We start from the raw sequence: 11956 nt of genomic DNA on the forward strand, positions 1-11956 counted from the left end.
GAAATCATGTAAGAAGGCGCATTGCGGTCAAGCCAGGCCCGGCTAGTTCCGGGACTCGGGCTCGCCCAGCAGCAGTTCGACGGCAGCCTCGAGCAGGTCCTGGCGCTCATCGGCGGCGGCACCCCGCAGGGCCAGGGTGGGCTGATGCATCAGGCGGTTGGTCAACTGGTGGGCCAGGCGACGCACCACGGCCTCGGGATCCTCACCCTTGGCCAGGCGCTCCAGCGCCTGGGTCTGGGCCTCGTCACGCAGCCGTTCACCCTTGGCGCGCACGTCGCGGATCACCTCGCCGGCCCCGCGCACCCGGCGCTCCTTGTGCCAGTGGGCCACGCCGTGCTCGATCAGCGCCTCGGCCTGGTCCGCCGCCACCTGGCGGTGACGTCGGTTTTCCTCGATGACCTCGTGCAGGTCATCGACGGTATAAAGGAAGATGTCGCTGAGCTCGCCGACCTCTGGCTCGATGTCGCGCGGCACGGCGATATCGACCATGAACACCGGACGGTGGCGGCGACGCTTGAGCGCCCGCTCGACCATGCCCTTGCCAAGAATCGGCAAGGGCGCCGCGGTGGACGAAATGACGATGTCGGCCTTTTCCAGGGCGACGGGGATCTCGTCGAGGCTGATGGCCTGACCGCCCAGGCTGCCGGCCAGGGCACTGGCCCGCTCGCGGGTGCGGTTGGCCACCGTCAACTGGTGCACCCCGGCTTCATGCAGGTGGCGCGCCACCAGCTCGATGGTCTCGCCGGCACCGATCAACAGCGCCCTGGCGCGCGAGAAATCGTCGAAGATTCGACTGGCCAGACTGACCGCCGCGTAGGCCACCGAGACAGGGTTCTCGCCGATGGCGGTCTCGGTGCGCACCTGCTTGGCCACCGCGAAGGTATGCTGGAAGAGCCGCTCCAGCTCCCCACCTAGCCCGCTGGCGTCCCTGGCCGCCTGGTAAGCATCCTTGAGCTGGCCCAGGATCTGGGGTTCGCCCAGCACCATGGAATCGAGACCCACGGCGACGCGCATCAGATGGCGCGCGGCGTCGCCTTCCAGATAGTGGTAGGCGCAGTGCAGCAGGTCCTCGCGGGGCAATGCATGAAACCGACTCAACCAGTCGAGCACCTCGCTCTCCCCGCTCGACTCGGTCACGCAATAAAGCTCGGTGCGATTGCATGTCGACAGCACCGCAGCCTCATGCACACTCGGCAGCGCACGCAGCTCGGAGAGCGCCCGGGTGAGTTGCGAGGGGCCAAAGGCCACCTTTTCGCGCACCTCGACGGCCGCGGTTCGATGGTTGATGCCAAGGGCAAGCAGGGTCATGCGTTCGACGTCTTCATCAGATGATGTCCGGAGTGGCCAACCAGGCCGCTCCTGCAAGGCGCATATCCTACCATAGGCAGCTCTGACCTCGCTCCCCCGGGCATTGACCTTTGCCAAGACTCGCCAAGCCGTTATGCTGAGAATTCTCATGGAGAAGATGACGCCTCAATGCCCCCGAACGCGCGCCACGGAAAGCTGACCTGCACTCTGGCCACCCTGTCACTGACGGCGTGGCTCGCCGGCTGTCAGAGCTTTTCCTACAGCCCAGGCAGCGCGTCACAGGCTGACCCCATGGCCGGTGCTCCACCGATCACCCGTGGACTCGATGCCGACGGCCTGTCGACGCTGCTGATTGCCGAAATGGCCGGTCAGCGGGGCGACTATCGACGCGCCACCGAAGGCTACCTCAAGGCAGCCGAGCGCTATCACTCCGCTGCCCTGGTCGAACGCGCCACCCTGGCTTCACGCTTCACCGATGACACCGCCCTGATCGAACGCGCCGCGCGACGCTGGCAGGAGCTGGCGCCCGAGGCGCCGGTGGCCGCCCAGATCCTGGGCAACCTCGCCGGTGGTCGCGGCAACTGGGACGAAGCCCTGAAACAGCGGCTGATCGCCGCCGATGACGACACCGACATCACGCGCTTCGTCGATACCGCCCTGTCCAGCGGCGGCGATCCGGTGACGCTCGCCGGCACCCTCGAACAGGCGCTCGACGAGCCCACACTCCCCGAGTCGAGGAAAGACGACCTGCGCCTGGCGCTGGCCCTGACCGACTCGGCCCAGGGGGATCATGAGGGCGCCCAGCGACGAATTGCCGCACTGGGAAACAACAGTCGCGATAACCCCCAGCGGATTCTCGCCGAATCACGCATCGCCCTGGACGCCGGCAAGTACCACCAGGCCCGCCTGGCGGCCAAACGCGGCCTCAACCTCTCTCCCGGCGACCCCCGCTTTCTGTTGCTGATGGCGCGTGCCGACATTCGCCTGGGCAACCTGGTGTCGGCCGAGAGCAGCACCGACACCCTGCTCGAGACCCGTGGCGACAACCCCCTGTTGCGGGTCGGCCTGGCCCAGCTCTATCTGGAAGAAGGCCACCACGACCCGGCGCGCCGGCTGCTGCTGCCGCTGGTCGATGATCCCCAGGCACCCAGCGCCCTCTATCTATTGCTTGGCAGCATCGCCGAGCAGGAAGACGAGGTCGACAACGCCCTGCTCTACTATCGCCGGGTACCGCCGGGCCCTGACTTCCTGCTGTCGCGACAGCGCGCGGCCAGCATGCTGATCGAGGCCGACCGGCTGCTGGACGCCCGGGCCTTTCTACGGGTCGAGCGGCTGCGTCACGACGATGCCTATACCGGCCTGGTCATCACCGAAGTGCAACTGCTCGACCAGCAAGGTCTCGAGCCCGAGGCCGAGGCGCTGCTCAACCGCGAGCTGGCGCGCAGCCCCGAGGATGGCGACCTGCGCTACTTCCGCGCCATGCGTGCCTGGAGCGAAGGCGACCTGGACACCTCCGAACAGGATCTGCGCACCCTGGTCGAACAGCAGCCGGACAACGCCGTGGCGCTCAATGCCCTCGGCTACACCCTGGCCGATGCCGGCGATCCGGATGACCTCGACGAGGCCAGGCGACTGATCCAGCGGGCCTACGAACTCTCGCCGGACAACCCCGCCATCCTCGACAGCCTGGGCTGGGTCGCCTACCGTGAGGGCAAACCGGAGGTTGCGCTACCCTGGATCGAGCGCGCCTGGCGCGAGATCGCCGACCAGGAGGTCGCCGCCCACCTGATCGAGGTGCTGTGGGACCTGGGCCAGAAGCAGCGCGCACGCGAGCTGTTGCAAGAAGCCCAGCAACGCTTCCCCGAGCGCCCGCTGATCGTCGATCTCCTCGATCGGCGCCCCGAAATCAGGCCTGAGCCAACGGCAACAGCGCCTTGACTGCCCCGACACCACGACCACTACCCGCAAGGACCCCGCGATGATGTCTTGTTTTCGCCTGACCGCCGCCGCCCTGGGGCTCGGCCTGCTGGCCGGCTGTGCCACCTCCCAGAGCGTCACCGAGCCGCGCCAGGAGCGCCAGGCCGGTGACTGGGAAGCCCAGACCGAACAGGTGGAAGCCTTCACCTCCTGGAACCTGACCGGAAAGGTGGGCCTGCGCACTCCCCAGGAATCCACCAGCGCCAACCTCGACTGGCGCCAGACCCCCTACCACTATCGCCTGCTGGTCACCGGCCCCATGGGCGCCGGCCGCAGTACCCTGGAAGGACGCGACGGTCGCGTCTCGCTGACCACCAGCGAGGGTCGCTTCGAGGCCGACAGCCCGGAAGCCCTGATGGAACAGCGCCTGGGCTGGTCGCTGCCGGTCTCGAGCCTCACCGACTGGGTCCGCGGCCTGCCCGCCGACGACAGTGACTTCGAGATGACCGACGACGAACTCGGCTTCCCCGCTTCACTGGAACAGGACGGCTGGGAGATCGACTATCGCGGCTGGAAGGATGTGAACGGTACCTGGCTACCCAACCGGCTGGTGATGACCTATGACGACCTGCGCGCCACCCTGGTGGTAAACCAGTGGCAGCCACTGGAACAGTAGTCGCGCCGGCTCCCGCCCCGGATGGCGGGAGCCTGTCTCCCGGGTAAAATGAAGCACCATCGCCCTCTGCCTCCTGTCGACGTGCTCCTTGCAGCAAGCTCCCTATAGAGAGAAGCAACGAGAGCCATCATCGATCCCGGTCGCCGATGGCAGGCGCCGCCCCCAGTCACCGATCGCCATCACTTCGGTCAGCCGATCCCTGGACAGCACCCTTTATAGACTCCCCCATGCCCGACACCTCTTTCTCTTCCGATGCCAGCGCGCAGCAGACCCTGACGTTGCCGGCGCCGGCCAAGCTCAATCGCATGCTGCATATCGTCGGCCGTCGCGACGACGGCTACCACGAGCTGCAGACGCTGTTCCAGTTCCTCGACCACGGTGACGATATCCACCTGCGCCTGCGCCAGGACGGTGAGATAACCCTGACAGACCGTCTCGAGGGCGTACCCCGCGAGGCCAACCTGCTATGGCGGGCCGCCGACCTGCTCAAGCGCGAGACCGGCTGCGCGCTCGGTGCCGATCTAGGCGTAACCAAGCGCCTGCCCATGGGGGGTGGTCTGGGCGGTGGCAGCAGCGACGCCGCCAGCGTACTGGTCGGGCTGAATCATCTGTGGGGCCTGGGACTGACGACCCGGCGTCTGGCCGAACTGGGCCTGACGCTGGGCGCCGATGTGCCGGTATTCGTCCACGGCCAGGCCGCCTGGGCGGAAGGCGTCGGCGAGCGCCTTGTCGCGGTGGCACTCGACACCCCCTGGTTCGTGGTCGTGCACCCGGGTGTGGCGGTCTCCACCCCTGCCGTGTTCACTGCGCCGGAATTGACACGGGACACCCCCGCCATTACCATGGCGCGCGCACTCAAGGGGGGAGCGTCAAGCTGGCGCAACGATTGCGAGGACACCGTCAGGCAAGCCTATGCTGAGGTGGCTCGTGCCCTGGACTGGCTCAACGCCCGGGCGCCGTCAATATTGACGGGTACCGGCGCGTGCGTTTTTGCCCGTCTGGAGTCGGAGGCCGAGGCCGTCCAGTTGCTGGACGATGTCCGATGCCAACAGCCGACCTGGCACGCCTTCAAGGCCCTGGGCCTGAATCGATCGCCTCTCCTCGACGCCCTGCCCGCGTGAGGCAGGACGTATGCTGGGGTATAGCCAAGCGGTAAGGCAGCGGTTTTTGGTATCGCCATGCGGAGGTTCGAATCCTCCTACCCCAGCCAACTTCCTTCTGAGTCCTGGACTCACTCCCCCAGGCTCACACTGAAGACCCAACACAGCAAAGGTGGCTGCGCGTGTCAAAATTGATGGTTTTCGCCGGGAATGCCAACCCCGAACTCGCCCGTAAGGTCGCCGAGAGCCTGGACAGCCGACTGGGTAATGCCACGGTCGGCCAGTTCAGCGATGGCGAGGTCGCGGTCGAGATCAACGAGAACGTGCGCGGCAAGGATGTCTTTATCCTGCAGTCCACCTGTGCACCGACCAACGACAACCTGATGGAACTGATCCTGATGGTTGACGCCCTGCGCCGGGCCTCGGCCACCCGTATCACTGCGGTGGTGCCCTACTTCGGCTACGCCCGCCAGGATCGCCGCGTGCGCTCCGCCCGGGTGCCGATCTCGGCCAAGATCGTGGCCGACATGATGGTCAAGGCCGGCGTCGACCGGGTCATGACCATGGACCTGCACGCCGACCAGATCCAGGGCTTCTTCGACGTGCCCGTGGACAACGTCTACGGCTCGCCGATCCTGCTCGACGACATCGAGCGTCAGAACTACGACGACCTGGTCGTGGTCTCCCCCGATGTCGGCGGCGTGGTCCGCGCCCGTGCCATCGCCAAGCAGCTCAACGCTGACCTGGCGATCATCGACAAGCGTCGCCCCCAGGCCAACCAGGCCCAGGTGATGCACATCATCGGTGATATCCAGGACCGCACCTGTGTGGTGGTGGACGACATGATCGATACCGCCGGCACCCTGTGCAAGGCGGGCGAAGCGCTCAAGGAACACGGCGCCAAGCGCGTGGTCGCCTACGCCACCCACCCGATCCTGTCGGGCCCTGCGGTGGACAACATCTCCGAGTCGGTGCTGGACGAAGTGGTGGTGGCCGACACCATCCCGCTGTCAGACACCGCGCGTCGCAGCGGACGTATCCGCCAGCTCAGCGTGGCCGGCCTGATCGCCGAAGCGATCCGCCGCGTCAGCAACGAGGAATCCGTCAGCGCGATGTTCCACTAAGCGACATATCGCGCGGGAAACGCGCCCCGACAACCGGGGCATCTGGAACCACCGAGGTCTGGTCGCGGGCTCGGTGGCTTCCTTACTTTAGCCAAGAGGCAATTTCATGTCTGACTACAAACTTACCGCCAATGTTCGTAACGACCTGGGGAAAGGTGCGAGCCGCCGCCTGCGTCGTGCGAACCAGCAAGTCCCCGCCATCATCTACGGTGGTGAAAAGACGCCGCAGCCGATCGCCGTCGACAAGACTGCGTTCTACAAGGCGCTGGAAGACGAAGCCTTCTTCTCTTCCGTCATCAACCTTGAGGTTGACGGCAAGTCCCAGCAGGTCGTGGTGCGTGACCTTCAGCGCCACCCGTACAAGCCGCTGGTGACCCACGCCGACTTCCTGCGCGTCGATGCGACTCACGAGATCACCATGCGCGTTCCGCTGCACGTGGTCGGTCAGGACGAGTCCAAGGCCATCAAGGAGCAGGACGGTGAACTGCACCAGCTGGCCAACGAAGTCGAGATCAGCTGCCTGCCGAAGGACCTGCCCGACTACCTCGAGGTCAACATCGCTGACCTCGAGATCGGCAGCACCCTGCACCTGTCCGACCTCAAGGTTCCGGCTGGCGTGACCCTCGTCGAGCTGAGCCACGGTGAAGAGCACGACCAGGCCATCGTCAACGTGACCAAGGCCAAGGTCATGCAGTCCGAGGAAGAAATCGCCGAGGAAGAAGCCGCCGCCGCCGAGGCCAGCGAAGAAGCTGCCGAGGAAGCGAAGGACGAAGCCAAGGACGAAGACGAAGAAGGCGACAAGGAGTAATCCTTTTCTGCCGGATTCAGGGGCCACTGCGGTGGCCCTTTTCGTTTCCGAGGGCTTTGCCCATGGCCTCGTCGCCAAGGCCCTGAGCAAAGCGCTTGCCCCGCACCGCTGACCGGAGAGACCACCATGACAAGGATCAAGGCGCTGATCGGCCTTGCCAACCCTGGCACCCAGTACGAGGCGACGCGTCACAACGCCGGCGCCTGGCTGGTGGAGGAAGTCGCGCGTCAGTCCAGCGCCGAGCTGCGCCCGGAGAAGAAGTTTCTCGGCCTCTACGCCAAGGCCTTTGTCGAAGGCAGCGACCTGCACCTGCTGGTGCCGACCACCTACATGAACCGCTCCGGTGCCTCGGTGGCGGCGCTGGCCAACTTCTTCAAGCTGGCCCCCGACGAGATGCTCATCGCCCACGACGAGCTCGACCTGCCCCCCGGCAGCGCGCGCTACAAGCAGGGCGGCGGCCACGGCGGCCATAATGGCCTGCGCGACATCATCAGCGCCCTGGGTAACGACAAGTCCTTCCATCGTGCGCGCATCGGCATCGGTCATCCCGGCAGCGCCAAGCTGGTCACCAACTACGTGCTGGGCCGTCCCGGCAAGACCGAGCGCGAGGCCATCGACGGCGCCCTGATCGAGTGCCTGGCGACATTGCCCCAGGCGCTATCCGGCGACTGGGCCAAGGCCATGAACCGCCTGCACAGTCACTCTGCCTGACCCGGCGGGCGCCAACCGGGACAGCAGGTGGTTGCACCGCCCGGGCTGTCCCCGCCTGGCCCGACGTCATACACTGTGCGCCGACTTCTTTCACTTCACGCCTTCAGGAACCACCCATGGGATTCAACTGCGGCATCGTTGGTCTGCCCAACGTCGGCAAGTCCACCCTCTTCAACGCCCTGACCAAGTCCGGCATCGATGCAGAGAACTTCCCGTTCTGCACCATCGAGCCCAATGTCGGCATCGTCCCCATGCCGGACCCGCGCCTCGACAAGCTCGCCGAGATCGTCAAGCCGGAGAAGGTGGTGCCCACCACCATGGAATTCGTCGATATCGCCGGCCTGGTCGCCGGTGCCTCCAAGGGTGAAGGTCTCGGCAACCAGTTCCTCGCCAATATCCGCGAGACCCAGGCCATCGCCCACGTGGTGCGCTGCTTCGACAACGACAACGTCATCCACGTGGCCAACCAGGTCGACCCGGCGGCGGATATCGAGACCATCAACCTGGAGCTGGCCCTGGCCGATCTCGACACCGTGGAGAAGGCCATCCAGCGCCTGGTTCGCGTGGTCAAGGGCGGCGACAAGGACGCCATTGCCACCAAGGCGGTGCTCGACAAGATCCAGCCGCACCTGGCCGAAGGCCAGCCGCTGCGCAGCTTCGATCTGAGCGATGACGAGAAGAAGCAGATCAAGAGCTTCGGTTTCCTGACCCTGAAGCCGACCATGTACATCGCCAACGTCAACGAGGACGGCTTCGACAACAACCCCTACCTCGACGTGGTCAAGGGCATCGCCGAGGCCGAGGGCGCCGTGGTGGTTCCCGTGTGCAACCAGCTGGAAGCCGAGATCGCCGAACTCGATGACGAGGAACGCGAGATGTTCCTGGCCGAGATGGGCATGGAAGAGCCCGGCCTCGACCGGGTGATCCGCGCCGGCTACGCCCTGCTGGGTCTGCAGACCTACTTCACCGCAGGGGTCAAGGAAGTGCGTGCCTGGACCGTCAAGGTCGGCGCCACCGCCCCGGAAGGCGCCGGCGTCATCCACACCGACTTCCAGAAAGGCTTCATCCGCGCCGAAGTGGTGGCCTATGACGACTTCGTCAGCCTGAACGGCGAGCAGGGCGCCAAGGACGCCGGCAAGTGGCGCCTGGAAGGCAAGGACTACGTGCTCAAGGACGGCGACGTGGTGCACTTCCGCTTCAACGTCTGACGCTCACCGCAGCGCCCGACGTAACATCACGTTTCCTGTGTCAACACCGAGGCATGCCTCGGTGTTGTCGTTTACATGCCAGTCACATGCAGCAACTCTATCGCAAAGAGGTTATATTCGAGAGATGTCATCAAGCGCAGGAACAAGAGCGTGACACTCTCGAACGATTCTCCACCACTCAAGGCAACGGCGCCTGAGCTATGGATAGCGGATGGGCCCGTCATCAGAGGCAAGCTGCTGCCCTATCCGACACGCATGGTGGTGGTACGCCTGAGCGGCGACCGGCTGTGGGTCCACAGCCCCGTTCCGCTGACCGAGCCACTGCGTGACGCCCTCGACGAGTTGGGCCAGGTACACTTCCTGATCGCTCCCAACCATTGTCACCACCTGTTCATGCGCGAATGGCAGATGGCCTACCCGATGGCTCGCAGTTTCGGCACCCGGTCAGTCATCGCCAAGCGCGGCGACCTGGTGTTCGAAAGCACCCTGGATGGCACTCCCAACCGCTTCTGGGGTGACGATATCGACCAGTGCCTGTTCACCGGCTCATCGCGCATGCAGGAAGCGGTGTTCCTGCATCGTTCCAGCCGCAGCCTGATCGTGGCCGATCTTATCGGCAATCTACCCCCTGCTTCCCTGACGCCCTTGCAGCGTCGACTGGCCAGGCTCTCGGGCATCCTGGCGCCGGATGGCAGGATGCCACTGGAGTGGCGACTGAGCTTCCTCGGCCGACGCTACCTGGCAAGCGAACATCTGCGCACCCTGCTCTCCTGGCGGCCCGCTCGAATCATCATGGCCCACGGCGAGATCATCGAGCATGACGCCAGCGACTTTCTCGCCCGCGCTTTTCGCTGGTTGAAGGAGTAAGGGCCAAGCATGGCGCTGTTTGCATACAGTGCATAATGTTTGTATAACATTGAGGCAGGTTCTGAACGCAAAGGATCTGCGCTCATGCTTGGTTCACCTCGGCTACTGCTGATCGGTTATCTGTTGGCAGTTGGCCTGCTCGGCATTTTTTGGTTACCGACATCCCCGCAACAGCTCTGGTGGTGGCTACCGCTGGCAGCGCTGGGGGTGGTCGGCGTGCTGGACCTGCGCTCCAGCCACAACGTGCTGCGCAACTACCCCATCGTCGGCCATCTGCGCTACATGATGGAATTTCTGCGTCCGGAACTGCGCCAGTACTTCTTCGAATCGGAGACCAGCGGCCGGCCGTTCAATCGCGAACAGCGCCAGATCATCGGCGCCCGGGCCGAGGGACGCAGCGACACCGCCCCCTTCGGCACCCGCCAGGACGTGCTGCGCCAAGGGCGTCGCCAGATTGCCCACGCCATGATCCCCACTCGCGTCGACCCGCAGCAAGCCTGGGTGACGATCGGTGGCCCCCAGTGCCACCGCCCCTACCGCTCTTCACGGCTCAACATTTCGGCCATGAGCTTTGGCGCCCTGTCCGGACGGGCCATCACCGCCCTCAACCTGGGGGCCAGGCGCGGCGGCTTTGCCCAGGACACCGGCGAGGGTGCCATCAGTCCTTATCACCAACGGCACGGCGGTGACCTGATCTGGCAGATCGCCAGCGGCTACTTTGGCTGCCGCGACCAGGCCGGGCGCTTCAACCCGGAAGCGTTCAGCGCCAAGGCCCGCGAGGATCAGGTCAAGATGATCGAGATCAAGCTGTCCCAGGGCGCCAAGCCGGGACACGGCGGCATGCTCCCCGGCTCCAAGGTCGACCAGGAGATCGCCAAGACACGCCAGGTCCCGGTGGGGGAAGACTGCTATTCACCGGCGGCCCATCCGGAATTTTCCACCCCGCTGGAACTGATGCAGTTCATCCAGCGCCTGCGCGATCTTAGCGGCGGCAAGCCGGTGGGCATCAAGCTGTGCCTCGGCCACACCCGGGACATGCTTGCGATGTGCAAGGCCATGCTAGCAAGCGGCATCCAGCCGGACTTCATCACCGTGGACGGCGCCGAGGGCGGCACCGGCGCGGGACCGGCGGAGTACGCCGACCATGTGGGCCGCTATATCGATGAGGCGCTGCCGATCGTCGACGCCTGCCTCAAGGGGATCGGCAAGCGCGACGAAATCAGCGTGATCGCCAGCGGCAAGGTGGCACTTGCCATCGACATGGTCGAGAAGTTCGCGCTGGGCGCCGACGTCTGCAACGCCGCACGCCCGTTCATGTTTACCTTGGGTTGCATCCAGGCCCAGCGTTGCCACACCAACACCTGCCCCACCGGAGTGGCGACCCAGGATCCGGCCCGCAGTCGCTCCATCGATGTCGACAGCAAGGCCGACAACGTCCAGCGCTTCCATCGGGCCACCCTGGACGCCTGCCTCGACATGATCGGCACCATGGGCCTGGCAGGCCCAGGCGACTTGCGCCCTGAGCACCTGCTCGAGGGACCGGCCACCGCCACCCGGGTATGGCAAGGCGACAGCCTGGAGGTCGGCGCCTTGCTCGACCACCAGAAAGCGCAACAACTCCCCGCCTGCTGGCGAGACGACTGGCATGAAGCCAGTCCCCACCACTTCTTGCGTGGACCGGGAGGCTCGCACCAGGAAAGCCATCACAGGACGGCCCCCGCCCCCCATCGAGACGGCGGCGAAGGAGACCGCCATCATCCGCCAAAGGAGGTGCAACGATGATCGTACGTAGTCACAAGGATGCGGAGAAGTCAGCCGTAGAGGACGACAAGTGGATCAGCCGGCGCTACACCCTGCGCAAGGACGGCATGGGGCATTCGGTCCACGAGACCTACATCAAGCCCGGCCAGGAACTCCACATGTGGTACAAGAACCACACCGAGACGGTCCTGTGCATCGAAGGCGAGGGCCAGATCGAGGACCTGACCGAGGGCGGCAAGTGGGATCTCAAGCCCGGTGTGCTCTACGCCCTCGACAAGCACCAGCAGCATATCCTGTCGAGCGAAAAGGGCATGACCGTGATCTGTACCTTCTCGCCGGCCCTGGTCGGTCCCGAGACCCACGATGAACAGGGCTCCTATCCCCTGCTCGACGACGACGGCAGCGTGCTCAAGCGCTGAGCCATGGCCCGACGCCGGGGCGGCACCAAGCACAGATCGGCGCTGGAGGCAGACAGC

The 11956-nt window shown here is 65.3% G+C and carries 11 protein-coding genes and 1 tRNA gene; 11 read left to right on the plus strand and 1 reads right to left on the minus strand.

What is annotated here, in order from left to right:
- Window positions 1–42: 42 nt before the first annotated feature.
- Complete coding sequence (gene hemA, locus C6W88_RS14130; protein ID WP_045995161.1) at window positions 43–1308, minus strand: glutamyl-tRNA reductase; 1266 nt, start codon at window positions 1306–1308, stop codon at window positions 43–45.
- 168 nt (window positions 1309–1476) lie between these two features.
- On the opposite strand from hemA, the gene C6W88_RS14135 reads away from it, so the two are divergent.
- From C6W88_RS14135 to C6W88_RS14185, 11 genes are all read left to right on the plus strand, one after another.
- Window positions 1477–3246 carry a tetratricopeptide repeat protein gene (locus tag C6W88_RS14135; protein ID WP_231498653.1) on the plus strand — a complete coding sequence of 590 codons (1770 nt, stop codon included), beginning with the start codon at window positions 1477–1479 and terminating at the stop codon, window positions 3244–3246.
- A 40-nt stretch (window positions 3247–3286) separates the two neighbouring features.
- Entirely contained in the window at window positions 3287–3901 is a 615-nt protein-coding gene (gene lolB, locus C6W88_RS14140; protein ID WP_108132915.1) for a lipoprotein insertase outer membrane protein LolB, read from the plus strand.
- Between the two features lie 227 nt (window positions 3902–4128).
- The gene (ispE, locus tag C6W88_RS14145) at window positions 4129–5022 is read left to right on the plus strand and encodes a 4-(cytidine 5'-diphospho)-2-C-methyl-D-erythritol kinase (protein ID WP_108132916.1); all 894 of its coding nucleotides are present in this window, start codon (window positions 4129–4131) and stop codon (window positions 5020–5022) included.
- A 14-nt stretch (window positions 5023–5036) separates the two neighbouring features.
- Window positions 5037–5111: transfer RNA gene (locus tag C6W88_RS14150), tRNA-Gln, on the plus strand.
- A 72-nt stretch (window positions 5112–5183) separates the two neighbouring features.
- Window positions 5184–6125, plus strand: a complete 942-nt coding sequence (locus tag C6W88_RS14155) for a ribose-phosphate pyrophosphokinase (protein ID WP_181248623.1) — start codon at window positions 5184–5186, stop codon at window positions 6123–6125.
- A gap of 106 nt (window positions 6126–6231) precedes the next feature.
- Window positions 6232–6933, plus strand: a complete 702-nt coding sequence (locus C6W88_RS14160) for a 50S ribosomal protein L25/general stress protein Ctc (protein WP_108132917.1) — start codon at window positions 6232–6234, stop codon at window positions 6931–6933.
- Between the two features lie 126 nt (window positions 6934–7059).
- Window positions 7060–7644, plus strand: coding sequence for an aminoacyl-tRNA hydrolase (gene pth, locus C6W88_RS14165; protein WP_108132918.1), 585 nt, complete (start codon window positions 7060–7062; stop codon window positions 7642–7644).
- A 116-nt stretch (window positions 7645–7760) separates the two neighbouring features.
- A complete protein-coding gene (gene ychF / locus C6W88_RS14170) occupies window positions 7761–8852 on the plus strand; it encodes a redox-regulated ATPase YchF (RefSeq protein WP_045995168.1) in 1092 nt (363 codons plus the stop codon).
- 150 nt (window positions 8853–9002) lie between these two features.
- The gene (locus C6W88_RS14175; RefSeq protein ID WP_197037121.1) at window positions 9003–9719 is read left to right on the plus strand and encodes a DUF4336 domain-containing protein; all 717 of its coding nucleotides are present in this window, start codon (window positions 9003–9005) and stop codon (window positions 9717–9719) included.
- 84 nt (window positions 9720–9803) lie between these two features.
- Entirely contained in the window at window positions 9804–11501 is a 1698-nt protein-coding gene (locus tag C6W88_RS14180) for an FMN-binding glutamate synthase family protein (protein ID WP_108132920.1), read from the plus strand.
- A complete protein-coding gene (locus C6W88_RS14185) occupies window positions 11498–11899 on the plus strand; it encodes an ectoine synthase (RefSeq protein WP_045995170.1) in 402 nt (133 codons plus the stop codon). Before C6W88_RS14180 ends, C6W88_RS14185 begins: the two co-directional genes overlap by 4 nt.
- The last annotated feature ends 57 nt before the right edge of the window (window positions 11900–11956 follow it).

Source organism: Halomonas litopenaei (assembly GCF_003045775.1).
Lineage (GTDB): Bacteria > Pseudomonadota > Gammaproteobacteria > Pseudomonadales > Halomonadaceae > Halomonas > Halomonas litopenaei.

Bases quoted from the DNA above. Each gene is read 5' to 3' on its own strand.
- pth (WP_108132918.1), top strand. From the start codon at position 7,060: ATGACAAGGATCAAGGCGCTGATCGGCCTTGCCAACCCTGGCACCCAG.
- lolB (WP_108132915.1), top strand. From the start codon at position 3,287: ATGATGTCTTGTTTTCGCCTGACCGCCGCCGCCCTGGGGCTCGGCCTG.
- C6W88_RS14185 (WP_045995170.1), top strand. From the start codon at position 11,498: ATGATCGTACGTAGTCACAAGGATGCGGAGAAGTCAGCCGTAGAGGAC.
- ychF (WP_045995168.1), top strand. From the start codon at position 7,761: ATGGGATTCAACTGCGGCATCGTTGGTCTGCCCAACGTCGGCAAGTCC.
- hemA (WP_045995161.1), bottom strand. From the start codon at position 1,308: ATGACCCTGCTTGCCCTTGGCATCAACCATCGAACCGCGGCCGTCGAG.
- C6W88_RS14135 (WP_231498653.1), top strand. From the start codon at position 1,477: ATGCCCCCGAACGCGCGCCACGGAAAGCTGACCTGCACTCTGGCCACC.
- ispE (WP_108132916.1), top strand. From the start codon at position 4,129: ATGCCCGACACCTCTTTCTCTTCCGATGCCAGCGCGCAGCAGACCCTG.
- C6W88_RS14160 (WP_108132917.1), top strand. From the start codon at position 6,232: ATGTCTGACTACAAACTTACCGCCAATGTTCGTAACGACCTGGGGAAA.
- C6W88_RS14180 (WP_108132920.1), top strand. From the start codon at position 9,804: ATGCTTGGTTCACCTCGGCTACTGCTGATCGGTTATCTGTTGGCAGTT.